The following is a 22199-nucleotide window of genomic DNA, read 5'->3' on the forward strand; positions in this document are numbered from 1 at the left end:
GGGCCGAGGCAGGCCACCCGAAGGCCGGCGGCCACCGCCGCGTGAGGCGCCCTCTCAGCGGAGGGCCGGTCAGCGGAGGACCGGTCAGCGGAAGGCCGGCATCACCTCGGCGGCGAAGAACCTCAGGACCCTCTTCATCTCCTCGATGGGGACGGGCCGGGTGCTGCCGAAGTCGCACATCAGGTGCGTGAACCCGAAGTCGCCGATCATCTTGATCTGGTTGATCACCCGGTCGGGGTCGCCGATGACCTCCAGCTGCTCCCAGCGGAAGTCGGCACCGACCTGGCCGCCCTTGAGGTAGCGGTCCTGCCAGTACTCGAATCCCTTGGCGACCTGGCCGGTCCTGGAGTCGATGGGCGCGCTCTGCCGGTTGAAGATGCGCGAGCGATCGAAGGAGCTCTCGAAGCGCTCCTGGTCGGCGCGGGCCTGCTCGACGGTCGGCGCGACGTACACGGACCGGGTGGCGACCAGCTCGGCCCCCTCGGTCTCCACCCCGTTGGCGCGTGCGGTCGCGTACCAGGTCTCCGCCGCCTTGGCGATCTTCTTGAAGGGCGCCGCGGGGTCGGCGAGGATCGGCAGTCCGCGCGCGGCGTACAGCTCCACCGTCTCGGGGCTGACGGCGGCGACGTGCAGGGGTGGGTGCGGGCGTTGCACCGGCCGCGGGGTGAGGCTCACCTCGTTGCCCGTGCCGTAGTACTCGCCCTGGAAGTGGACGGTGTCCCGGGTCCACAGCGCGATGATCATGTCGAGGGCCTCGTCGAAGCGTTCGCGTGCCTCGCCGAGGTCGACGCCGAAGCTCTCGAACTCCACGCTCTGGTAGCCGCGCCCGACGCCCATCTCCAGGCGGCCGCCGGACAGCAGGTCGACCATCGCGGCCTCCTCCGCGACGTGCACCGGGTTGTGCAGGGGCAGCACGACGATCCCGGTGCCGAGCCGGATGCGCTCGGTGCGCGCGGCGAGGTTGGACAGCAGCGTGAAGATGTTCGGCACGACGCCGTAGTCGCGGAAATGGTGCTCGGCCACCCACAGCCCGTCGAAGCCCAGCTCCTCACAGACCTCGGCGATCTCGATCTGGTAGTCGTACACCTCCCGGACGGTCTGCCCCTCGAATCGGTGGAAGAGCTGGAACGTGGAGAACTTCATGCGGACGGCACCTCCGTACCAAGCGCTCGCTTGGTAAGCGTATCAGGTGCCGCGCCCGCGATGGAGTCCCGGCGGAATTCGCGAAGAGGCAATACCTGCGGTGAATTGCCGCATACAGGCGGTGATAGTCACAAAATATGTCAAACGACGTATTTCCCCGCAGTGATCGTTTCCCTAGCATTTGTGTCCACGCATCGTCTGGCTCGGGGGAGCGGCACCCTGATCGGCGCCGGGGAAGGAGGCTGCGATGGGCGGCGTGTCCTGGGCCTGAAGGGCCCCGCGACGGGCGGCCGGGCGCACGGCCCGGCCGCCCTGTCGTTCGTGGTCAGCGCCTGCGCGGAGCCTCGTCGCCGAGGGTGAGGAGCACCTCGCGGAGGAGGTCCGCCAGCGCTCGTCCCGTCCCCTCCGGGACCCCCTCGAACAGCGTCTCGTGGGCGCGGCCGGTCGCGGCGACGATCCGGCCCGTCAGCTCGAGGCCCTCCGGAGTCAGGCGCACCCATGAACTGCGCCGGTCGTCCGGATCCGGCTCCCGCCGCACCAGGCCCGCCGCGCCGAGCCGCTGCAGGATGTTGCTCGTTCCGCCGGTCGTCAGCATCGATGACTCCGCCAGCGTGCCGGGCTTCAGCCGGTACGGCCGGCCGGACCGGCGAAGGGTCGCCAGCACGTCGAACTCCGCGTAGGTGACGCCGAACTCCTCCAGGGCCCGCTGAGTGGCCTCCGAGCAGAGCGCGGACAGCCGCCCGACGCGCTTGGTCAGCTCCAGCGTCAGTGTCGCGACCTCGGGGTCCTCCGCGCGCCAGGCCGCGAGCATGGCGTCCACGCGATCCCGCCGTTCCATGGCCGTTGAGCCTAGTCGCCGAGCATGGTAGCTTTCCGAAAAGCTTTCTTGAAAGGTTAGTGATGTCCCGGATCCTCATTCAGCACGGCCTCGTCGTCGACACCGAGCCCGCACCGCGCGCGATGCCCGCGACCGACCTCCTGATCGAGGACGGTGTGATCGCCGCCGTCGGCCCCGGCCTGCCCACCGCGGGCGCCGAGGTCATCGACGCGCGGGACCGCGTCGTGCTCCCCGGGTTCGTCGACACCCACCGGCACACCTGGCAGAGCGTGCTCCGGTCCACCGCCCCGTACGCCTCCCTCGGCGAGTACCTCGAGGCGATCGTGTACGGCGCCACGCCGCGCTTCCGGCCGGAGGACGTCTACGCGGGCGACCTCGCCGGCGCGCTCGAATGCCTGAACTCCGGGATCACCACGCTGCTCGACTGGTCCCACATCCAGCGTTCACCCGACCACACCGACGCGGCCGTCGCCGCCCTGCGCGACTCCGGCATCCGCGCCGTCTTCGGCTACGCCCATCCGGCACCGGACGCGCAGCGGCCCGACGAGGTCCGCCGGGCGCTCGGCCTCGTCGGCGGGCGCGTGTCGATGACGCTCGCCGCCTGGGGACCCGGCCTCGCCACCATGGAGGCCGCCGAGGCCGAGTGGCGCCTCGCCCGTGAGCTGGGCCTGCGGATCAGCGTCCACGTCAACGGCCCCGGTCCGATCACGCGGCTGCGCGACCACGGCCTGCTCGGCGCGGACACCACCTACATCCACCTCAACGGGGTCACCGACGAGGAGTTCACGCTCATCGCCGACACCGGCGGCACCGCCTCGGTCTCCCCCGTCCTGGAGGACCAGATGCGCCTCGGCCGCCCCGAGGTCGGCCGCCTGCGCGCCGCCGGGGTCCGTACGACGCTCGGCGCGGACGCCGTGACCAGCGTCGGGGGCGACATGTTCGGCCTGATGCGCGCGGCCTTCGCGGCGGCGCGTGCCGACGACCCCACCGTCACGGCGGCCGACGTGCTGCGGATGGCCACCCTCGACGGCGCCGCCGCGCTCGGCCTCGACGACCGCATCGGCTCCCTGCGGCCCGGCAAGCAGGCCGACCTCGTGCTCCTCCGCACCGACACCCCGAACCTGGTCCCGCTGCGCGACCCGATCACCGCCGTGGTGACGGCGGCGGACCTGAGCAACGTGGACACCGTCCTGGTCGGCGGGGAGATCGTCAAGCGGGACGGGCGGCTGGTGCGTGCCGACCTGCGGCGGGCGTTCGACCTGGCCGAACGCTCGGCCGCGCACCTCGCGGCGTGAACCGGGTGGCGATCGCCGCCCGCCGGAGGCGTTCTCGTATCGTCGTCGGCGAAGCATCGATCGAGGAGGCGACATGGCCGGATTCCGGCATGTGGTGATGTTCCGCTGGAACGAGAACGCGACGGACGAGCGGAAGCGGGACCTGGAGCAACGGCTGAGCGCCCTGCCCGGCGCCATCCCCGAGATCGAGGCGTACCAGGTGGGCGCCGACGCCGGAGTGAACCCCGGCAACTTCGACTTCGCCGTCGTCGCGGACTTCGCCGACCGCGACGCCTACCTCGTGTACCGCGACCACCCGGTGCACCGCGCCGTCATCGACGAGTACGTCACGCCGATCCTCGCCGAACGCGCCGCGGTCCAGTACGAACTCTGACCCGCGGTGCGTCCGCGGGCCCGTCCGGGAGCCCTCCCGCGCGCGCCGAGCGCCGGGAGGGACGCCCGGGAACCGAGACCATCACCAGCCCCCCGAGCAGCAGCACGGACCCCGCCGCGACCGGAACGGACATCCGCTCGCCCAGGAACAGGACAGCCAGCGCCGTCGCGACCAGCGGTTCGGCCAGTGACAGCGTGCCCGCCGTCGCCGCGGTGACCCGGCGCAGCCCGGCCACGAACAACGAGTACGCCAGCGCCGCCGTCACCGGGCCCAGCCAGCCCACCACCAGGAGAGAGCGCGCCGTGCCCAGGGCCGGCAGCCGCGACAGCGTCCACGGTGCCAGGAACGAGCCGCCGATGAGGAGCGTCACCGCGACCGCCGCCGTCATGTCGGCGCGGCCGCCGGTGAGCCGCTTGGCCGCCACCGTGTAGACCCCGTAGCAGCCGCCGGACGCCACGCCGAGCAGCACGCCGTACGTGTCCACGTGAACCGGTCCGTCCGGTGTCATCACCAGGGCGCAGCCGGCGATCGCGGCGCACGTGCCGGCCGCCCACCCGCGCGAGAGCCGGGTGCCGAGCGCGAGCCGTTCGACGACGCCGGTGCTGACCGGCACCACGCCGAACGTCACGGCCGTGGCCACCGCCGCGCCGGTACGGGCCACCGAGCTCATGAAGGCCGCCTGGAAGACCCCGGTGGCGCAGGAGGCGGCCAGCAGGGACGGCCAGGTGCTCCGCGTCAGGGTACGGAAGGCGTCCCGCCGCGTCGCCAGGACCACCAGCGCCAGCACCAGCCCGCCGGCCAGGATCCGGGCCCCGCCCAGCGCGACCGGCCCGGCCGGCGAGTCCGCGAACACCTGGGCCGGCCCCACCGTCGCCCACAGCACCCCGGCCCCCAGCACGAGTCCAACGCCGAACAGGTCATTTCGTTGCTCCATGCCGGAGAAGCTAGGCGAAAGTACGGATAATTGGCTGAGCCCTCGATGTTCGTTCGGTGCAGTACAGGGTGGCTGTTGTTCATTCGGCTCAAGGCGGGATCGCGACGGATCAGGCGTACGGAGTTCGGCTTCTCCGGTCATCCGCCGCTGGAAGTTCGGACTGCTCGACCGGCTGCACGTAGTCGAAGACCACCGTGGTCCGGACGTCGACGAACTCCTTGCGCCGGGCGAGCCGGTCGAGCACGAAGTCGCGGAGGTACGCCGTACTGGGCACCGCGACGTGGACCAGAACGTCCTCGTTCCCCGTGACCACGAACACGCCCAGCGTCTCGGGCAGCGCCGCCATGGTGTCGCGCACCGACTCGATCGCCTCACGGGACTGCGGCCGGATCCGGATCGAGATCAGCGCCTGCACGCTGCGGCCCAGCGCCGCCGGGTCCACCGCCGCGTGGAAGCCCGTGATGACGCCGCGAGCGCGCAGCGCCCGCGTCCGTTCGAGCGCGGTCGACGGCGCGACCCCGACCGCCTCGGCCAGCTCCCGGTTCGTCTGCCGGCCGTCCCGCTGCAGCCGTCGCAGGATCGCCTGATCCACCGCGTCCATGTGATCCTCCGCACCTCGTCCCTCAAGCCGAACGCCGTACGCGCTACGTCGGCCGATCGGCCCTTTCGCCGAAGGATATTCGAGGTGATCGCCGAGCTGGCCGCCTGGACCTGATGGAACGGGACGGCGGCGACACCGAACTCGTCGTCGTCAACCCGACGGGCATCACACCGTGATCGGGACAGCGGGCCGGAGCGAGCCTCGGGGCTCACCCGGCCGGTTTGCGGGCGACGCCCGCGAGCCCGCCCGGGATCTCCGGTCCGTCGGCGCGCCAGCAGGCCATGCTCACCAGGCCCGGCGGCGCGAGTTCGAAGCCTGCGAAGAGCGGCTCGATCTGCTCCCGCGTGCGCGGGATGAGCGGGGTCGTGGCGTTCTGGTACGCCGCGGTGACCTTGGCCGTGCTCTCCGGGTCGACTCCGTCGCGGCACGCGATGGACAGCACGAGGTGGCTTCCCGGGGCGAAGCGGTCACGGAAGCGCGCGACGATCCCGGCCGGGTCCTCCTCGTCCGTGATGAAGTGCAGCACGTCGATGAACAGGATGCCGACCGGCTCGTCGAAGTCGATGACCTTCTTGTCCTCCAGTGCGGCGAGGACGTCGTCGGGCCGCCGGATGTCCGCCTCGATGACCGTGACGGCGTCTCCGTCGGCCCGCAGGGCCCTGCTGTGCGCAGCGACGATCGGGTCGTGGTCGACGTACACGATGCGGGCGTCCGGGTGGGCCTCACGGGCGATCTCGTGGACGTTCGGCGAGGTCGGGATGCCCGCGCCCAGGTCGACGAACTGCCGTACGCCCTGCTCGGCGACGAACCGGACCGCCCGCTGCAGGAAACCGCGGTTGGCCACCACCAGTTCGCGCAGCGCGGGGAACGCGGCGAAGATCCGGTCGGCGGTCTCCCGGTCGATCGCGTAGTTGTCCTTCCCGCCGAGCGCGTAGTCGTACATCCGCGCCGAACTCGGCACCGTCACGTCGATGGCGGTGGACACCCGGTCGTCGTCTGCTGTCACGGGGCCAGTATGCCGCTCATGGATCTTCGAACAGACACGTTCGAGTTTTTTACGCGGCCTGGTGAGCAAGCACTCGCTCAGGCATGCTGGCGGGATGCAGGGTTTCTCCGGTAAGGCGGCGATCGCCGGGGTGGGGATGACGGCCCTGTCCCGCGCCTCCGGGCGGACCGAGCTGCAACTCGCCGTCGAGGCCGCCCGCCGTGCGATCGACGAGGCCGGGCAGCGGCCGGACGCGGTGCTCAGCTACCATCTCGGCGACTCCGCCCCGGTGATCCACGTCGCCCGGGAGCTGCGGATCGAGCTCGGCTGGCACAACGAGATCCACGGCGGCGGCACCCAGTGCGCCTCGATCCTCGGCGACGCCGCCATGCTCATCGACGCGGGTCTGGCCCGTACGGTCCTGGTCTACCGGGCCCTGAACGGCCGCTCGGGGCGGCGGATGAACACCCTCTCCCTGAAGCTGGGGGAGGGCGTCGAGGAGCAGTTCACCCACCCGTACGGGTCGGCCGGACCGGTGCAGCAGTTCGCGCTCGCCGCCCAGCGCTACCTGCACGACACCGGCCTCACCGAGGATGACCTGCGCGCGGTGGTCCGCAGCTCGCGTGCGCACGCCGCCGCCAATCCCCGCGCGCTGCGCCGCGAGATGGAGGACTACCGGGCGAGCCCGCCGGTGGCCTCACCCCTGCGCCGCGCCGACTGCTGCCAGGAGACGGACGGCGCCTGCGCGCTCGTCATCACGTCCGCCGACCGGGCACCGGCCGCGCCGCGCATCCACGCCGTCGTACGGGGCGGTGGCCAGGGCGCCTCGGCCATGGACAAGGCCGGCGACGTCACGAGGATCTTCTCCTCCCACGTCGCCGGCCCCCTCTACGCCGCGGCGGGGATGACGCCGGCCGACGTGGACGTGGCCCTCCTCTACGACGCCTACTCCTGGCTGGTCCCGCGCCAGCTGGAGGACTTCGGGCTCTGCACCCGAGCCGACCTCGCCGAGACGCTCCACAACGGCCTGGCCACCGTGAACCCGCACGGCGGGCTGCTGTCGGAGGGGTACGTTCACGGCCTCAACAACGTCGCCGAGGCGGTCCGTCAGCTGCGCGGCGACGGGGTGAACCAGGTCCCCGGAGCCGAGGTCGCGCTCTGCACCGGCTTCGGCGGCTCCTACGGCAGCGCCGCCCTCCTCATCCGCCCTGCCACCGCCACGTGAGCCCGGGCGAACCGGCAGGCTGCGGGCCGCTCCGTACGGGAGAGGAGGGGCTCGTACTCCGTGGGGAGTATGGGGGGCGGGAAGTGTCATCGCCGGGCTGACGCGCGGGGGCACGACCGGCCGCGACCCTCGGGACGCCATTGACACGTTCCATGAGGTGATCCCATGTACGACGGACCGCTCGCGCGGCTGGCCCGTTTCTGTTACCGCCGCAGGCGTCTGGTCCTCGCGGCCTGGACGGTCGGCGCCGCGATCGTCATCGCGGTCGGGTTCGGTTTCGCCGCGCCGGCCGACAACGACTTCTCCGGCGGCAAGGCCGAGTCCGCCCAGGCGCAGGACCTGATCGAGCAGCACTTTCCCGGCCGGGGCGGTGACACGCTCACCCTGGCCGTCCGCGCCGACGGCGGGGTGGAGGCCGCGCGGCCACGAGTGGAGAGGGTGCTCGGCGAGCTCGCCCGCGCCCCGCACGTCGTGTCGGTGAGCTCGCCGTACCAGGTGCCCGGGCAGGTGTCGCCGGACCACCGGACGGCGTTCGCCCCGGTCCAGCTCGACGTGAACGCGGACGACGTGCCGGTCGGGGACGTCACCGCGATGATCTCCGAGGTCCGGAGGGCGTCGGGGAACGGCCTCAGCCTCGCGCTCGGCGGCAGTGCCGTCGTGAACGTCGAGACCCCCGGCGGCGGGCCGACCGAGGGGATCGGGTTGCTGGCGGCCGTGATCGTGCTGCTCGTCGCGTTCGGGTCGCTGCTGGCGATGGGCCTGCCGATCGTGACGGCGATCTTCGGCATCGGCACGGGCCTGGCCGGCATATCCCTGCTCGGCCACCTGCTGCCCGCGCCGGGCTTCACGCCGATCGTCGCCGGCCTCATCGGGCTCGGCGTCGGCGTCGACTACGCGCTGTTCATCGTCACCCGCTACCGCGAGACCCTGGCCGAGGACGGCGCCGACCCGGAGCACGCGACCGTGGTCGCGATCGCCACCGCGGGGCGGTCGGTGCTGTTCGCGGGCACGACCGTGGTGGTCGCGCTGATGGGGCTGTTCGTGATGAACCAGCGGCTGCTGAACGCCGTCGCCGTCGCCGCGTCGCTGACGGTGCTGATGACGATGGTCACCGCCGTGACCCTGCTGCCCGCGCTGCTCGGCTTCACCGGCCGGAACATCGACCGGTTCGGGCTGCGGTCCCTGACCCGCCGGAACGCGCGCCGGCCCCTGTCCGAGCGGTGGGCCGGGGTGATCCAGCGGCGTCCGGTCGCCGCCCTGTCGGTCTCGGCGATCGCGCTGCTTGTGCTGGCCGTGCCGGCGCTGTCGATGCGGCTGAGCTTCACCGACTCCAGCACCCAGCCGCACGACACCAGCGCGTACGCCTCGCACCGGATCCTCGCCGACGGGTTCGGCGCCGGGTACGACGCGCCGCTGGTCATGGTGGTCCGGCTGCCGGGTGACGTACGGCCGGTGGCCGACGCGGTGCGCCGTACGCCGGGAGTCGCCTCGGTGACGCCCGTACGGACCAGCGGGGACGGCACCACGGCCATGTTCGTCGCGTACCCCCGGACGGGTCTGCAGGACGCCGCGACGCCGAGGCTCGTGCACCGGCTGCGCGACGCCATGAGCGGGCGGCACCGCGCCGGCGGCCCGCGGGTCTACGTCGGCGGGCCGAACGCCGGGACGATCGACTTCGCCGACGCGGTCGTCTCCCGGCTGCCGTGGCTCATCGCGGTGGTCGTCGGGCTGTCCCTCATCCTGCTGCTCGTGCTGGTCCGGTCCGTGGCGATCGCGATCAAGGCCGCGCTGATGAACCTGCTGTCGATCGGGGCGGCGTACGGCGTGCTCACCGCGGTGGTCCAATGGGGATGGCTCGGGCACGCGCTCGGCTTCCCGACCGGGATGCCGGTGACCGCGTGGGTGCCGCTGTTCATGTTCCCCATCCTTTTCGGGCTGTCGATGGACTACGAGGTGTTCCTCATCTCGCGGGTCCGGGAGGAGTACGACGCGGGCCTGCCCACGCGGCAGGCCGTCACCCGCGGGCTGGCCCGTACCGCCCGGGTGATCACGGCCGCCGCGGCCATCATGGTGTGCGTGTTCCTGTCGGTGCTGCTCGGCGCGGACATCGCGGTCAAGCAGATGGGACTGGGCCTGGGCGTGGCCGTGCTCGTCGATGCGACGGTCGTGCGGATGGTGCTCGTCCCCGCCGTGATGGAGCTGCTCGGCGCGGTGAACTGGTGGCTGCCGGGGTGGCTCGCCCGCCTGCTGCCCGTCGCCGAGCCGCCCGCCGCGGCGCCGGCCGTACCCGCTCGCGTCGAGTCGGGCCGATGAGCGCGAGGGAATGGCCGATCGCCGGTGTAGATCGTGCCCGCTGAGGTAGGTCAGGGGCGGGAGGTACCAACGCCATGGCCGAATTCCTGACCGACATCAAGACGATCCGCGAGCGGGCCAAGACCGAGATCGACAAGGGGCCCGTGACCGACGCGTACGGCGCGGACCTGGAGCGCGTCATCCAGGTCTGTAACGAGGCGCTGGCCACGGAGATCGTCTGCGTACTGCGGTACAAGCGGCACTACTTCACCGCCACCGGCATCCACGCCGAGGCGGTCGCCGGGGAGTTCCTGGAGCACGCCCAGGAGGAGCAGAACCACGCCGACATGCTGGCCGAACGCATCGTCCAGCTCGGCGGCGAGCCCGACTTCAACCCCGACACTCTCGCGACCCGGGCGCACGCCGAGTACGCCGGGAGCCTCGACCTGGTGGAGATGACCAAGGAGGACCTCGTCGCCGAGCGCGTCGCGATCATGTCCTACACCGAGATCATCCAGTGGATCGGGGACAAGGATCCGACGACGAAGCGGGTGTTCGAGACGATCCTCGCCCAGGAGGAGGAGCACGCCGACGACCTGCGTGGCCTGCTCGAACGCCTTCCGGAGGAGCTCAGGAGGCTCAACGAGAGCCCGCGAGAGGTCTGACGGCACCGGCGGGACCGCGCCGGGCGCCTCGGGCGATGACGGCATCGCACCGAGACGCCCGGCACGGTCTCAGCGATGCCGGGAGATGCCGTCGAAGAGGACCTTGATGTAGTGGTCGGCGAGGCCCTCGGCGTCGAGCCGGCCCTCGGGCTGGAACCACCGCACCGTCACCCAGATGGTGTCGCGGATCATGCGGTAGGTGAGCTTTGGATCGATGTCCTCACGGAACAGTCCGGTCTCCTGGCCGCGCTCGATCTGACCGACCCACAACCGCTCGGTCTCGCCCTCGGCCTTGGCGAGGTAGTCGAACCGGTCGAACTGCTTGAGGTAGTTCCAGTCGTTCTGCAGCACCATGATGGCGGCGCGGTGCGGGATCAGCGTGCCGAAGCAGATGCGCACGAGCTCGGACAGGACCTCGCGCGGGTCGCCGCCCTTGGCCAGGGCCGCCTGGTTCGCGGTCGCGAGCTCGTCGAAGAAGGACGTCAGGATCTCGTCCACGATCGACTCCTTGGAGTCGAAGTGGTGGTAGAGGCTCCCGGACAGGATCCCCGCCTCGTCCGCGATGTTGCGGACGGTCGTGGCCTGGTAGCCCTTCTCGGCGAACAGCTCGGCGGCGAGCTTCACGAGGTGCTCGCGGCGCTCGGAGGCGAGTGCCGTAGAGCCCTTCGCGCGACGGCGGGCGCCCCCCGAGGAGCCGGTGCGGGCATCGGCCCGCGGCCGTCCGTTGTCCTTGCGCGTGGTCGTCACCCCCTCATTATGGCCTGTCCGCCCAACCGCTTGTTCAAATGATGGGTTCACGTCTGGTCACCGGTTGAACGATCGTCGCGGCCGCCCGCCGTCGCGAGGCGGCGTCGGCACGGCATAGGCTCGCATCGCCCCTGGTCACCGCCCCGAGGAGAGGACCGCATGCCGCCTGCGATCGTGTTCGACCTGTTCGGTGTCATCGCGCTGCAGCAGACGCCCGAGGCCAAGCGCCGGATCGAGGAGATCGCCGGAGTCGCTTCCGACACGCTGTGGGACGCCTATTGGGCCCTCCGTAAACCGTACGACGCGGGGCAGTCGAGCGCGGAGTACTGGACGGCGGTCGCCGATCGCGTCGGCGTGCGGTTCGCGCCCGCGACGATCGACGCGCTGATCGGGGCCGACCTGGCGAGCTGGACCAACGCCGACCCGGCCATGGTGTCCCTCGTCGGGGAGCTGGCGCGCCAGGGCCGCCGGCTCGGCCTGCTGTCGAACATCATCGCCGACCTGGTCCCGGTCTTCGAGGAGCGGCACGGGGAGTGGCTCGCGCACTTCGACGCGCGAACGTACTCCTGCGCGATCGGCGTGGCCAAGCCCGACCACCGCGCCTTCGAGATCGCGGCCGAGCGGCTCGGGGTCGCGCCGGCGGACTGCCTGTTCATCGACGACGCCGAGGTCAACGTGGTCGCCGCACGCGAGGTCGGCATGCGCGCCGAGGTCTTCCGCTCCGTCGACCAGGTACGCGCCCTCACCACCGCATAGCGCCCGCGGCGGGGCGTCAGGCGACCGAGTGGATGATCGAGCCGGCGTACTCGTCGGCGGCTGCGGTGTCCGGAATGGAGATCACCAGGGTCGGGCGCCAGCTCGCAGAGTTCTCGCCGCTGCCTTCGAGATGACTGAACGCGACCCGGGGCGTGCTCAGCGACTGTGCTCTTCCCCGTGAGAGCTGCCCGGGGATGAAGACGCCGTCGCCGGTCGTTCGAATGGCCGGACCGGACCAATAGGAGATGTGGGCCTTCGTTATGGCCCTTCCGCTGCCAGGGCTGAACTCGGTCGCCGACACGGTGGCGGTCCAGTCGGCGGCGCCTGGTCCGCGCGTGTCATCGACCCGGACCGGTTCCAGCCGGCTCACCGTCGTCTGTCCTGGCCTGGCCGCACCGAGGGAGAACGACGTCGGAGCGGTGATCGTCACGGCTCCGACATGCAGGGCCATCACCGAGTCGAGGTCGGCGGAGGCGTTGGCCGGCGGTGCCGGCGCATGACCGATCAGGCCGGTCGCCCACAGTGTCAGAACGCGTCTGCGGCGTTCAGGAATCATCCGGTCCGCTGCCTCCCGTCGACCGCCGATCGGCTTCCCGGCGGGTCTCATCGCACGATCCTTCTACCTCGGCTCCCGTTCAGGTTCCATCGGGACACGCCGGTGGTGAATCCCGGGACGTAGTTCGGATCGTCACGGGAGCCGATGAAGTGAAGTGTCTGGATTATTTGGAAATCGGACGCAGACCGAGTGGTGCCCGGAAATGGACTTCAAGGCGGCTTACCGTGGTGCTGCGAACGAGATTTCACGCGGTGTAGGCGACGTGTCGAGTGGGTAGCCTATGGCTGCGATCTTCGAGCGACGGCGAAACGGAATTCTTTGCATCAGCGTCGGCCGGTCGCGTTTCCTTATGATCGAGCATTCCATGCGAGGAGGGATAAGTGCGTCATATCACGCTGACGGTCGCCGGTGCCGTCGTTCTCGGGGTGACCGCGTCGCAGCCGGTGAGCGCGGGTACCTGTGGGAGTCCGACGGGCTGTTCCACGGGCACCATCACCACGTTCACCGTCAACGCGGGAGACCTGTCGCTGACCGTTCCGGACACGGCGGCGCTGAACAACGGGGCGCCCGGCGCCACCGTCACGAACCCCGCGGGGGTGTTCGGCACGGTGACGGTCACCGACGCTCGGGGCGCCAACCCCGCGTCCTGGACGGCGAGCGTTTCGGCTTCGCCCTTCGACGGAGGAGCCGACGTCCCCGCGATCCCGCCGTCCGCCGTGACCTATGTGCCGGGCGCCGCCACGACGACCGGAGACGGTACTTTCACGCCGACCACGCAGACCTTGAGCACTACGCCGCAGCCCGTTTACACCCACACCGGCGGCGTCGGCGGCAATACCGCATCCTGGAGTCCGGCCCTGACCGTGGCCATTCCCGTCACCGCGACAGCGGGGCGGACCTACACCGGGACGGTGACCCATTCGGTCGCATGATCCCGTATCACCGTGGTCGACCATGATGTTGCTGGTCGTGTTCTCCATGAACACGACCAGCAGTGCGTCCGCGGCGGTGGCGTCGCACGACGCGCACGGTCGCTTCGGAATCCGTCTGCTGGAAGCACCGGTCGTACGCCGCAAGGATCCCCGTGCCTATTATCAGATCGTCGACCACATAGCGCCCGGTACGACCATCCACCGGCGGATACTCGTCGAGAACGCGTCCACCAGGCCGTTGCGAGTACAGCTCTACGCGGGCGCGGCGCAGGTCCTCAAGCACAGGTTCATCCCACTGATCGGGCGGACCCCTAACGAGCTGACGACATGGATGTCGCTCGACAAGCCGTCGCTCGATCTGTCCCCGCACGGCGAGGGGACGGCACGCGTGACGATCAAGGTCCCGCCGTCGGCCTCGCGTGGAGAGCGTTACGGTGTCGTCTGGGCTCAGGCCGAGGCTCTGCCGGACGCCCGGCACAACCTCGGAGTGATCAACAGGGTCGGTGTCCGCACCTTCCTCGACGTCGGACCGGGCGGGGAGCCCGCCTCTGATTTCCAGATCACGAGCCTGACGCCCGCGCGACGTAAGGACGGCAGCCCGGAGGTTCTCGCGCAGGTCCGTAACTCGGGCGGTCGGGTCCTCGAGATGGGCGGTGCCCTGACGCTGTCGGACGGCCCCGGCAAGATGAAGGCCGGCCCGTTCGCCGCGACGCTCGGGACCACCCTGGTCCCGGGCGACAGTGCACCGGTGAGCGTGGTCCTGGACCGCAGACTGCCGAGCGGTCCGTGGAAGGCCCGGCTGACGCTGCAGAGCGGCATGATCAAGCGGACCGTATCGGCGACTCTCACGTTTCCGGCCGTCAACGACACCGCGGGATCGCCGATCCGGCTGAGCTCCAGCCGGTTGACCGAGGGGCTCATGGTGGGCGGGGCCGTACCGGCCGTCGTCCTGGCGTTGTGGCTCCTGCGCCGCTATCGCCCGAGGAGGCGGTCGTAGGCGGCGCGAGGCGAATCCGCGGTGGTCAGGAGGCGGACCAGCCGGTCCACTTCTGTACGGTCAGGGCGATGACCGGGCCTTCCGGGGGATTGGCGCGGTACTGCCGGTAGCGCTCGCAGAGCAGGCCGATCGGCGCGGCCATGGCCTCCGGGTCCTCGATGATCTGGGCGGTGGCGTCGGCGCGTACCCACCAGAGGCGGGACCACTCGTCCTCGTAGTGGTCGGCCAGCACGGTGACGCGGGGGTCGGCCTGGATGTTCCGCAGCCGTTTGAGATCCCGGGTGTACTTCGGCTTGGCGTCGACGGCGGAGTAGATCCGGTCGCCGTCCACGGCGAACGTCATGACGACCAGATGCGGACGCCCCGTCTCGTCGACGGTCGCCATGCGGGCGGCGCGCGCGGCCGCGAAACGAGTGCGCGCGATCTGCTCCGGAAGCCTCATTCTCCGAGGTTGCCACGGGTCGGCCGGGCGAGAGCGCAGGCGGCGGGGGTCGGAGGCACCGTGTCGCCGCAGGGTAGGAGGACGTGACGTCCGCGTAACGAATGTGTTTCGGGCTATTGACATCCCCTACGCCTCCCGGCTTCCCTTCGTGGGAGCGCTCCCACAGAACACCGCGGGTTCCCGAGGAGCCCGATCAACCCCCCGCCTATGGAGACGACCTGAGAGGGGTCCGTCATGAGGGTCAACATGCATCGCGGGCGAGTCGGCGCCCTGGCGATCGTGCTGTCCGCCGCGCTCGCGGCGGCGTCGGCGTGCTCCAGCGACGACGGAAAGTCGGACGATTCCAACGGCTCGAGCGCGAAGGTCACGCTCAACGTCGACGACTTCGGTAACTTCGGTTACCAGGATCTGTTCAAGCAGTTCGAGGCCCAGCACCCGAACATCAAGATCAACGAGCGGAACGTCCCCAAGCTCGACGACTACACCCCGCGGCTCCAGCAGTGGATCGCGGCGGGCGCGGGCGCCGGCGACGTGGTCGCGCTCGAAGAGGGCATCGTCAACAAGTTCATGGCGCAGCCCGACAAGTTCGTCGACCTGAAGCAGTACGGCGCGTCGTCGCTGCAGACCAACTACCTGCCATGGAAGTGGCAGGCCGGCATCAGCGCGGACGGTTCAAAGCTCATCGGCCTCGGCACCGACGTCGGCAGCATGGCACTGTGCTACCGCACCGACCTGTTCAAGAAGGCGGGCCTGCCCACGCAGCGCGACGAGGTCACCAAGCTCTGGCCCACGTGGGACGACTTCATCAACGTCGGCAAGCGGTTCACCTCGAGGGTCGGCGGCGACACGAAGTTCATCGACAGCCCGGAGACGTACTACAACACCATCCTCATGCAGGAGGCCGGTAAGACCTCCAACCAGACGTACTTCGACCGGAGCAACAAGTTCATCATGGAGTCGAACCCGGCCGTGAAGGCGGCGTTCGACGAGACGGTGAAGATGTCGGACGCCGGGCTCGCCAACGGCGTGCAGTTCCTGTCCGACCCGTGGAGCCAGGCGCTGAAGAAGGACGCCTTCGCCACCGCGCCCTGCCCGGCCTGGATGCTCGGCCTCATCAAGCAGTACGGCGGCGACGGCCAGCAGGGCAAGTGGGACGTCGCGGGCGTGCCGGGCGGCGGCGGTAACTGGGGCGGCTCCTGGCTGGCCGTGCCGCAGCAGAGCAAGCACCCCAAGGAGGCGGCCGAGCTGGCCAAGTTCCTGACCAGCCCGCAGGGCCAGATCGCCGCGTTCAAGTCGGCCAACAACCTGCCGTCCTCCCCGCAGGCGCTCAATGACCCGTCGGTCAAGGCGTTCAACAACCCGTACTTCAACAACGCCCCGGTCGGCCAGATCTACGGGACGACCGCGCTGGGCCTCAAGCCGGTCTACCTCGGGTCCGACAACCAGGAGGTCCGGCAGGCGGTCGAGGCGGACCTGCGCGCGATCGCGCAGAAGAAGCTGTCCTCGTCCTCCGGCTGGAGCAAGGCCGTCTCCGACGCCAAGAAGGCGGCGGGCCTGTAGACCGACGGGTGGCGCCGGCCTTCCCCAGGACGCGTCGGCCGGCGCCGCCCGTCTCCACGCTCGCCCGTCTTCTTCGTGAAAGGAACTGCTGGATGGCTGTCGACCTGCGGCCCGCAACGGCCGCACCTCGCGCCGCGCCTCACGAGCGGCGCGGTTTTCGCGCCCGGCTCGCCCGGATGGACCTGAAGTACTCGCCCTACCTCTACATCTCGCCGTTCTACATCCTCTTCCTGGCGTTCGGGCTCTTCCCGCTCGGCTACACGTTCTGGGTCTCGCTGAACCGCTGGGAGATCATCGGCGACCACAAGTTCATCGGCCTGCGCAACTACACGCGGCTGATGACCGACGACCAGTTCTGGAACGCCGTCGTCAACACGCTCGGCATGTTCGTCATCGCCACCGTGCCGCAGCTGATCCTGGCGCTGCTGCTGGCGAACGCGCTCAACCGGCGGCTGCGCTTCCAGACGCTGTTCCGGATGGGCGTGCTGCTGCCGCTCGTGACGTCCGTCGCGGCGGTCGCCATCGTGTTCACCCAGCTGTACGGCCGCGACTACGGAATGATCAACTGGATCCTGCACTTCTTCGGGGTCCACAAGATCGACTGGCAGGCGAACCGCTGGGGCTCCTGGGTCGCCATCTCGACCATGGTCGACTGGCGGTGGACCGGCTACAACTCGCTCATCTTCCTCGCCGGCATGCAGGCGATCCCGCGTGACCTGTACGAGGCCGCGGCGATCGACGGCGCGTCCCGGCGGCAGCAGTTCTGGCGGATCACCGTGCCGATGCTGCGCCCGACGATCATCTTCACCTCGATCATCTCCACCATTGGGGGCCTGCAACTGTTCACCGAGCCGCTGCTGTTCAACTTCGGCTACATGAACGGCGGCTCGCTGCGGCAGTCGCAGACCGTGGCGATGTACATGTTCGAGAACGCCTTCAACCGCTTCCAGTACGGCTACGGCTCCGCGGTCGCCTGGATGCTCTTCCTGCTGATCCTCGTGTTCTCTCTCGTCAATTTCCTGCTGATCCGCCGCTTCGCCGGAGGTGAGGACAAGTGAAGCACGCCGCCAGACGCTCCCGGCGCGCCGTCGTCCGCGGCTCCCGGCAGGCCGTCGCCGGCTCGGCGCGGCTGTGGCAGGCCAGCCCGCTCACGTACATCGTGCTGATCTTCGCGATCGTGCTGTCCGCGTTCCCGCTGTACTGGATGTTCGTCGTGGCCACGCGGACCAACGCGGTCGTCGGCGCCGTGCCGCCGCCGTTCATCGCCGGTCAGCACCTCGGCGACAACCTGCGCCGCGTCTTCGAGAACGAGCAGGCCCACTTCGCCAAGGCGCTGATCAACTCCGCGATCGCCTCGGCCGTCATCGCCCTGTCGACGGTGTTCTTCGCGTCGCTGGCCGGCTTCGCCTTCGCGAAGCTGCGCTTCAAGGGCCGCAACGCGCTCCTGCTGATCGTCGTCGCCACGATGATGGTGCCGGTGCAGATGGGGCTCATCCCGCTGTACATGGTGATGGTGCACCTGCACTGGACCGGCAAGCTCCAGGCGGTGATCGTGCCGTTCCTCGTCACCGGTTTCGGCGTGTTCATGATGCGGCAGTACGCCTCGCAGGCCATCCCGGACGCGCTGGTCGAGGCGGCCCGCGTCGACGGCGCGTCGACGTTCCGGATCTTCTGGAGCGTGGTGCTGCCCGCGCTGCGCCCCGCGGCCTCCGTGCTGGCGCTGTTCACCTTCATGCAGCAGTGGAACGAGTTCATCTGGCCCCGGGCCGTGCTGAACCCGGACAACCCGACCGTCCAGTACTCCCTGGCGCTGCTGAACAGCGCCTACTTCAACGATTACACGCTGATGTTCGCCGGAACCGTCGTGGCGACCATCCCGCTGTTCATCGTCTTCGTGGTATTCGGCCGCCAGATCATCAGCGGAATCATGGAAGGGGCCGTGAAGGCATGACGATCCAGAAATCACGCGCGGAGACGGAGATCAGGTTCCCCACCGACTTCGTCTGGGGCGCGGCCACCGCGGCGTACCAGATCGAGGGCGCGGCGGACGAGGACGGGCGCGGGCCGTCGATCTGGGACACCTTCGCCCATACGCCGGGCAAGGTGCTGGGCGGCGACACCGGCGACGTCGCCACCGACCACTACCACCGGTTCCGCGAGGACGTCGCGCTGATGGCCTCCCTCGGCCTGTCGGCGTACCGGTTCTCGATCTCCTGGTCGCGCGTACTGCCGGACGGCCGCGGACCGGTCAACGCCAAGGGCCTGGACTTCTACCGGCGCCTCGTGGACACGCTCCTCGAGGCGGGCGTCCAGCCCTGGCCGACGCTCTACCACTGGGACCTGCCGCAGGCCCTGGAGGACGCCGGAGGCTGGCCGGAGCGCGACACGGCGTACCGCTTCGCCGAGTACGCCCAGCTCCTCTGTGACGCGCTCGGCGACCGGATCGTCAACTGGACGACGATCAACGAGCCGTGGTGCGCGGCGTTCCTCGGGTACGCGTCCGGGGACCACGCGCCGGGCCGCCGCGAGCCGGGGGCGTCCATGCGGGCCGCCCACCACCTGCTGCTCGGCCACGGCCTCGCCGCGCAGTCGCTGCGCGGGGAGGGCCGGAACGTCGGCGCGTCGGTCAACCTGTACGCCGTGTCGCCGGCCAGCGAGGCGCCGGAGGACCTCGACGCCGCCCGGCGCATCGACGGGCTGCAGAACCGCCTCTTCCTCGACGCCCTGCTGCGCGGCGAGTACCCCCAGGACGTCATCGCCGACCTGGGCGACTACGCGCCGGACGTACGGGACGGCGACATGAAGATCATCGGCGGGTCGGTCGACCAGCTCGGGATCAACTACTACAACCGCTTCTTCGTCACCGGCAAGGAGGGCGCGGCGCGCGCGATCACCTCGCCGTTCGCCGAGGCGTCGCCGTGGCCGGGCAGCGAGCACGTCGGGTTCGTCCAGGTCGGCAAGCCGGTCACCGCGATGGGCTGGGAGATCGACGAGTCCGGGCTGTCCGAGGTGCTGACGCGCGTGGCGGAGGAGTACCCGTCCGTGCCGCTGTACGTCACGGAGAACGGCGCGGCCTTCGACGACGTCGTCGCCGAGGGCGACAACGGCGACGGGCCGCGGGTCGACGATCCCGACCGCGTCGCCTACATCGAGGCGCACCTGCGCGCCTGCCACACCGCGATCAGCGCGGGCGTGCCCCTGCGCGGCTATTTCTGCTGGTCACTGATGGACAACTTCGAGTGGGGCTGGGGGTACGCCAAGCGGTTCGGGCTCGTCTACGTCGACTTCCTGACCCAGGCGCGGATCCCCAAGACCAGCGCGCAGTGGTACTCCTCGGTGATCGGGCAGGGCGGGCTCGGCAGAATGAGCCTGTGAACACTGTCGACCGACCATCGCGTCGCCCGCCGTCGCGGGCACTTCCGGTGCACCGGCTCATTGCGGGCGAGAGAGCGCTCTCGGCGCCCCGGCCGGAGAGCACGTGACGAGCGGGCGGCGACCGACCCTCGAGGCCGTCGCCGCACGGGCCGGCGTGGGCCGCGGCACCGTCTCCCGGGTGATCAACGGCTCGCCGAAGGTCAGCCCGGAGGCGCGCGAGGCCGTGCTGCGGGCCATCGACGAGCTCGGGTACGTCCCGAACCGCGCGGCCCGCGCCCTGGTCACGCGCCGTACGGACACGGTGGCGCTGTTCGTGTCCGAGTCGGAGGAACGCGTCTTCGGCGAGCCGTACTTCGCCGGCATCATCCGCGGGATCAGCGCCGGTCTCGCGGACACCGGGCTGCAGCTGCTGCTGGTCATCGCCCAGTCGGAGGAGGAGCACGCGCGGTTCGAGCGCTACCTCACCGGCCAGCACGTCGACGGCGTCCTGCTGATCTCCCTGCACGGCGGCGACCCGCTGCCGCGTCACCTTGAGGAGAACGGCGTGCCGACCGTGCTCGGCGGCAAGCCCGTCGGCGTGGTCCCGGTGAGCTGCGTGGACGCCGACAACCGCGGTGGCGCCCGGCAGGCCGTCGAGCACCTCATCGGCCTGGGGCGCCGCCGGATCGCCACGATCGGCGGCCCGCAGGACATGCAGGTCGGCGTCGACCGTCTCGACGGGTACCACGACGCCCTCGCCGCCGTCGGGCTCACCGGGCCGGTCGTGCACGGGGACTTCAGCGAGGAGTCCGGCGAACGCGGCATGCTCGAGCTCCTCGCCCGCGAACCGGCGCTGGACGCCGTCTTCGCGGCGTCGGACCCGATGGCGGTCGGCGCCATGCGGGTGCTCAAGGAGCGCGGAGTCCACATCCCCCGGGAGGTCGCGGTCGTCGGGTTCGACGACTCCTCGATCGCGCGGCACACCGACCCGCCCCTCACCTCCGTGCACCAGCCGCTGGAGGCGATGGGCCGGGAGATGGCGCGGCTGCTGGTCGCCCGCATCCGCGGCGAGGAGATCGATCGCCCGGTCGTCATCCTGGACACCCACCTGGTGGCCCGCGCCTCCTCTCTCGGCAACGGAAGATCGGGGGCACACTAGAAAGCTCGTGCGAAACGCGGGAGTTGGGGAAGACTGAGCCGATGCAGTCGCTTCTGGCCGGCCGGTACCGCCTCCGCGAGCGGATCGGCCGTGGTGGCATGGCATCCGTCTGGCTGGCCCGGGACGAGGTCCTGGTCCGCAACGTCGCGGTCAAGCTCATCGACCCGGAGCTGGCACGGGACCCGGAGTTCCGCAGGAGGTTCCGGGACGAGGCGCGCGCGGCGGCCGCCCTGTCCCACCCGCACATCGTCACGGTGCACGACTACGGCGAGTCCGGCGACACGCCGTACATCGTGATGGAGCTGCTCACCGGCTCGACGCTCGCCGACCTGCGCCCGGTCCCCGACGTCGAGCGGGTGATCGGACAGATCGCCTCCGCGCTGGCCGCCGCGCACGCCGCGCGCATCGTCCACCGGGACATCAAGCCCACCAACGTCTTCGTCACGGCGTCCGGGGTGAAGGTCCTCGACTTCGGCATCGCCGGTGACGCGCGGATGGGCACGCCCGACTACCTGCCGCCCGAGAACGACCTGTCGCCCTCCGCCGACGTGTACTCCCTCGGGATCGTGTGGTTCGAGGCGGTGAAGGGCCGCCGTCCCGGGCCGGGAGAGACCCTCGGCGGCCTGCAGGCACGCTGCGTCGCCCCGTCCGCGCCGGACCGGCCGACCGCGGCCGAGATCGCCAAGGCGCTGGGAGTGGACGCCGAGCCCGTCGCCGGCCCCGACGCCGTCACGCCGCGGAGGGCCGTGCGCCCGATCACACGGGTGCTGACCGCCCCGGCCGTCCAGCGGCGCCGGGTGCCGATCGCCGCCGGCGCCGCCGCCGCGGTCACGGCCGCGGTGATCGCCATCGTGCTGGGCTCCGGCGACGACGGTTCCAGGGCCGCGCTGACCGCCCCGTCCGGCCCGGTGGGCTCCACGGCCTCCCCGTCGCCCGCGCCCGTGACCTCGGGACCTGCCACGCCGGGCGCCACGCCCCCCGGATCGTCCTCGGCGGCCCCCGCGGTCCCACCGCCGTCGCCGCCGCCGACGGCCCGCCAGGTCCGGGCCCGTACCGCGCCGACCCCGGCCGGCACGGTCGAGGCGCTCACCCGGATGCGGCGCACGGTCGACGAGGGCATGGCCGTCCGGGAGGTCCGGTCCGACGTCGCCGTGGACCTCGACAACATCATCACCGCGCTGACGAACGAGGTCGCCGCCGGCCAGCGCGTCGACCTGCGGCAGCGGTGCACGGACCTCCGCCAGAAGATCGTCACGCGCCTGGGCGAGGGCGGCCTGACGCAGAGCCGCGCCGACACGCTGCTCCACGAACTGCCCGCCGTCTGACCCTTACCCGGCGAGCCTCG

At 70.7% G+C, this 22199-nt stretch carries 22 protein-coding genes; 14 read left to right on the forward strand and 8 right to left on the reverse strand.

Annotated features, from left to right (window positions below; all coding sequences use genetic code 11):
* Positions 1 to 84: 84 nt before the first annotated feature.
* Both NDW01_RS39285 and NDW01_RS39290 read right to left on the reverse strand, forming a co-directional pair.
* Positions 85 to 1143 (reverse strand): LLM class flavin-dependent oxidoreductase, encoded by a 1059-nt coding sequence (locus tag NDW01_RS39285; protein ID WP_252829593.1) that lies wholly within the window; start codon positions 1141 to 1143, stop codon positions 85 to 87.
* A 325-nt stretch (positions 1144 to 1468) separates the two neighbouring features.
* A complete protein-coding gene (locus NDW01_RS39290; protein ID WP_252829595.1) occupies positions 1469 to 1981 on the reverse strand; it encodes a MarR family winged helix-turn-helix transcriptional regulator in 513 nt (170 codons plus the stop codon).
* A 62-nt stretch (positions 1982 to 2043) separates the two neighbouring features.
* Between NDW01_RS39290 and NDW01_RS39295 the strand changes: the two genes are divergently transcribed.
* Both NDW01_RS39295 and NDW01_RS39300 read left to right on the forward strand, forming a co-directional pair.
* On the forward strand, positions 2044 to 3276 hold the full coding sequence (locus NDW01_RS39295; protein ID WP_252829597.1) for an amidohydrolase family protein: 1233 nt from the start codon (positions 2044 to 2046) through the stop codon (positions 3274 to 3276).
* A gap of 73 nt (positions 3277 to 3349) precedes the next feature.
* Positions 3350 to 3649, forward strand: a complete 300-nt coding sequence (locus NDW01_RS39300) for a Dabb family protein (RefSeq protein WP_252829599.1) — start codon at positions 3350 to 3352, stop codon at positions 3647 to 3649.
* On the opposite strand, the gene NDW01_RS39305 is transcribed toward NDW01_RS39300, so the two are convergent.
* The 3 genes from NDW01_RS39305 to NDW01_RS39315 all read right to left on the reverse strand — a co-directional run bounded on the left by NDW01_RS39305 (position 3603) and on the right by NDW01_RS39315 (position 6190).
* Positions 3603 to 4583: a DMT family transporter gene (locus NDW01_RS39305; protein WP_252829601.1), complete on the reverse strand. Its 981-nt coding sequence runs from the start codon at positions 4581 to 4583 to the stop codon at positions 3603 to 3605. The genes NDW01_RS39300 and NDW01_RS39305 overlap by 47 nt on opposite strands.
* Before the next feature lie 109 nt (positions 4584 to 4692).
* A complete protein-coding gene (locus NDW01_RS39310) occupies positions 4693 to 5184 on the reverse strand; it encodes an Lrp/AsnC family transcriptional regulator (RefSeq protein WP_252829603.1) in 492 nt (163 codons plus the stop codon).
* A gap of 208 nt (positions 5185 to 5392) precedes the next feature.
* Positions 5393 to 6190, reverse strand: coding sequence for an SAM-dependent methyltransferase (locus tag NDW01_RS39315; protein WP_252829605.1), 798 nt, complete (start codon positions 6188 to 6190; stop codon positions 5393 to 5395).
* Positions 6191 to 6284: 94 nt separating this feature from the next.
* Here NDW01_RS39315 and NDW01_RS39320 point away from each other — a divergent pair, with 94 nt between their 5' ends.
* The 3 genes from NDW01_RS39320 to NDW01_RS39330 all read left to right on the forward strand — a co-directional run bounded on the left by NDW01_RS39320 (position 6285) and on the right by NDW01_RS39330 (position 10351).
* Positions 6285 to 7394: a thiolase C-terminal domain-containing protein gene (locus NDW01_RS39320; RefSeq protein WP_252829607.1), complete on the forward strand. Its 1110-nt coding sequence runs from the start codon at positions 6285 to 6287 to the stop codon at positions 7392 to 7394.
* Positions 7395 to 7559: 165 nt separating this feature from the next.
* Positions 7560 to 9707 (forward strand): MMPL family transporter, encoded by a 2148-nt coding sequence (locus NDW01_RS39325; protein ID WP_252829609.1) that lies wholly within the window; start codon positions 7560 to 7562, stop codon positions 9705 to 9707.
* A gap of 74 nt (positions 9708 to 9781) precedes the next feature.
* The gene (locus tag NDW01_RS39330) at positions 9782 to 10351 is read left to right on the forward strand and encodes a ferritin-like domain-containing protein (protein ID WP_252829611.1); all 570 of its coding nucleotides are present in this window, start codon (positions 9782 to 9784) and stop codon (positions 10349 to 10351) included.
* Between the two features lie 69 nt (positions 10352 to 10420).
* Here the strand turns inward: NDW01_RS39330 and NDW01_RS39335 are convergent, their stop codons facing one another.
* Positions 10421 to 11098 carry a TetR/AcrR family transcriptional regulator gene (locus tag NDW01_RS39335; RefSeq protein ID WP_252829613.1) on the reverse strand — a complete coding sequence of 226 codons (678 nt, stop codon included), beginning with the start codon at positions 11096 to 11098 and terminating at the stop codon, positions 10421 to 10423.
* A 159-nt stretch (positions 11099 to 11257) separates the two neighbouring features.
* On the opposite strand from NDW01_RS39335, the gene NDW01_RS39340 reads away from it, so the two are divergent.
* Complete coding sequence (locus tag NDW01_RS39340) at positions 11258 to 11854, forward strand: HAD family hydrolase (RefSeq protein WP_252829615.1); 597 nt, start codon at positions 11258 to 11260, stop codon at positions 11852 to 11854.
* A gap of 16 nt (positions 11855 to 11870) precedes the next feature.
* Here NDW01_RS39340 and NDW01_RS39345 read toward each other — a convergent pair whose 3' ends face one another.
* On the reverse strand, positions 11871 to 12461 hold the full coding sequence (locus tag NDW01_RS39345; protein WP_252829616.1) for a WxL domain-containing protein: 591 nt from the start codon (positions 12459 to 12461) through the stop codon (positions 11871 to 11873).
* A 329-nt stretch (positions 12462 to 12790) separates the two neighbouring features.
* On the opposite strand from NDW01_RS39345, the gene NDW01_RS39350 reads away from it, so the two are divergent.
* Both NDW01_RS39350 and NDW01_RS39355 read left to right on the forward strand, forming a co-directional pair.
* The gene (locus tag NDW01_RS39350) at positions 12791 to 13342 is read left to right on the forward strand and encodes a hypothetical protein (protein WP_252829619.1); all 552 of its coding nucleotides are present in this window, start codon (positions 12791 to 12793) and stop codon (positions 13340 to 13342) included.
* 22 nt (positions 13343 to 13364) lie between these two features.
* Complete coding sequence (locus NDW01_RS39355; RefSeq protein ID WP_252829621.1) at positions 13365 to 14339, forward strand: hypothetical protein; 975 nt, start codon at positions 13365 to 13367, stop codon at positions 14337 to 14339.
* A gap of 25 nt (positions 14340 to 14364) precedes the next feature.
* Here NDW01_RS39355 and NDW01_RS39360 read toward each other — a convergent pair whose 3' ends face one another.
* Positions 14365 to 14781, reverse strand: a complete 417-nt coding sequence (locus NDW01_RS39360; RefSeq protein WP_252829624.1) for a TIGR03668 family PPOX class F420-dependent oxidoreductase — start codon at positions 14779 to 14781, stop codon at positions 14365 to 14367.
* Positions 14782 to 15027: 246 nt separating this feature from the next.
* Between NDW01_RS39360 and NDW01_RS39365 the strand changes: the two genes are divergently transcribed.
* The 6 genes from NDW01_RS39365 (at position 15028) to NDW01_RS39390 (ending at position 22179) form a co-directional block, all read left to right on the forward strand.
* Positions 15028 to 16341 carry an ABC transporter substrate-binding protein gene (locus NDW01_RS39365; RefSeq protein ID WP_252829626.1) on the forward strand — a complete coding sequence of 438 codons (1314 nt, stop codon included), beginning with the start codon at positions 15028 to 15030 and terminating at the stop codon, positions 16339 to 16341.
* Positions 16342 to 16433: 92 nt separating this feature from the next.
* Positions 16434 to 17399, forward strand: coding sequence for a carbohydrate ABC transporter permease (locus tag NDW01_RS39370; RefSeq protein WP_252829628.1), 966 nt, complete (start codon positions 16434 to 16436; stop codon positions 17397 to 17399).
* On the forward strand, positions 17396 to 18292 hold the full coding sequence (locus NDW01_RS39375) for a carbohydrate ABC transporter permease (RefSeq protein ID WP_308211871.1): 897 nt from the start codon (positions 17396 to 17398) through the stop codon (positions 18290 to 18292). Before NDW01_RS39370 ends, NDW01_RS39375 begins: the two co-directional genes overlap by 4 nt.
* Positions 18289 to 19716 carry a GH1 family beta-glucosidase gene (locus tag NDW01_RS39380; RefSeq protein ID WP_252829630.1) on the forward strand — a complete coding sequence of 476 codons (1428 nt, stop codon included), beginning with the start codon at positions 18289 to 18291 and terminating at the stop codon, positions 19714 to 19716. The genes NDW01_RS39375 and NDW01_RS39380 overlap by 4 nt, the downstream gene beginning before the upstream one ends.
* Before the next feature lie 103 nt (positions 19717 to 19819).
* Positions 19820 to 20854, forward strand: coding sequence for a LacI family DNA-binding transcriptional regulator (locus NDW01_RS39385; protein ID WP_252829632.1), 1035 nt, complete (start codon positions 19820 to 19822; stop codon positions 20852 to 20854).
* Between the two features lie 41 nt (positions 20855 to 20895).
* Positions 20896 to 22179, forward strand: a complete 1284-nt coding sequence (locus tag NDW01_RS39390; protein ID WP_252829634.1) for a protein kinase domain-containing protein — start codon at positions 20896 to 20898, stop codon at positions 22177 to 22179.
* Positions 22180 to 22199: the final 20 nt, after the last annotated feature.

The organism is Actinoallomurus soli (assembly GCF_024055715.1).
Taxonomy (GTDB): Bacteria; Actinomycetota; Actinomycetes; order Streptosporangiales; family Streptosporangiaceae; genus Actinoallomurus; species Actinoallomurus soli.

What these genes read in the sequence shown, in the direction of transcription:
- NDW01_RS39285 (WP_252829593.1), bottom strand. Translation starts at nt 1,143, where the DNA reads ATGAAGTTCTCCACGTTCCAGCTCTTCCACCGATTCGAGGGGCAGACC.
- NDW01_RS39340 (WP_252829615.1), top strand. Translation starts at nt 11,258, where the DNA reads ATGCCGCCTGCGATCGTGTTCGACCTGTTCGGTGTCATCGCGCTGCAG.
- NDW01_RS39370 (WP_252829628.1), top strand. Translation starts at nt 16,434, where the DNA reads ATGGCTGTCGACCTGCGGCCCGCAACGGCCGCACCTCGCGCCGCGCCT.
- NDW01_RS39330 (WP_252829611.1), top strand. Translation starts at nt 9,782, where the DNA reads ATGGCCGAATTCCTGACCGACATCAAGACGATCCGCGAGCGGGCCAAG.
- NDW01_RS39290 (WP_252829595.1), bottom strand. Translation starts at nt 1,981, where the DNA reads ATGGAACGGCGGGATCGCGTGGACGCCATGCTCGCGGCCTGGCGCGCG.
- NDW01_RS39365 (WP_252829626.1), top strand. Translation starts at nt 15,028, where the DNA reads ATGCATCGCGGGCGAGTCGGCGCCCTGGCGATCGTGCTGTCCGCCGCG.
- NDW01_RS39300 (WP_252829599.1), top strand. Translation starts at nt 3,350, where the DNA reads ATGGCCGGATTCCGGCATGTGGTGATGTTCCGCTGGAACGAGAACGCG.
- NDW01_RS39380 (WP_252829630.1), top strand. Translation starts at nt 18,289, where the DNA reads ATGACGATCCAGAAATCACGCGCGGAGACGGAGATCAGGTTCCCCACC.
- NDW01_RS39310 (WP_252829603.1), bottom strand. Translation starts at nt 5,184, where the DNA reads ATGGACGCGGTGGATCAGGCGATCCTGCGACGGCTGCAGCGGGACGGC.
- NDW01_RS39305 (WP_252829601.1), bottom strand. Translation starts at nt 4,583, where the DNA reads ATGGAGCAACGAAATGACCTGTTCGGCGTTGGACTCGTGCTGGGGGCC.
- NDW01_RS39325 (WP_252829609.1), top strand. Translation starts at nt 7,560, where the DNA reads ATGTACGACGGACCGCTCGCGCGGCTGGCCCGTTTCTGTTACCGCCGC.
- NDW01_RS39295 (WP_252829597.1), top strand. Translation starts at nt 2,044, where the DNA reads ATGTCCCGGATCCTCATTCAGCACGGCCTCGTCGTCGACACCGAGCCC.
- NDW01_RS39320 (WP_252829607.1), top strand. Translation starts at nt 6,285, where the DNA reads ATGCAGGGTTTCTCCGGTAAGGCGGCGATCGCCGGGGTGGGGATGACG.
- NDW01_RS39390 (WP_252829634.1), top strand. Translation starts at nt 20,896, where the DNA reads ATGCAGTCGCTTCTGGCCGGCCGGTACCGCCTCCGCGAGCGGATCGGC.
- NDW01_RS39360 (WP_252829624.1), bottom strand. Translation starts at nt 14,781, where the DNA reads ATGAGGCTTCCGGAGCAGATCGCGCGCACTCGTTTCGCGGCCGCGCGC.
- NDW01_RS39345 (WP_252829616.1), bottom strand. Translation starts at nt 12,461, where the DNA reads ATGAGACCCGCCGGGAAGCCGATCGGCGGTCGACGGGAGGCAGCGGAC.
- NDW01_RS39355 (WP_252829621.1), top strand. Translation starts at nt 13,365, where the DNA reads ATGATGTTGCTGGTCGTGTTCTCCATGAACACGACCAGCAGTGCGTCC.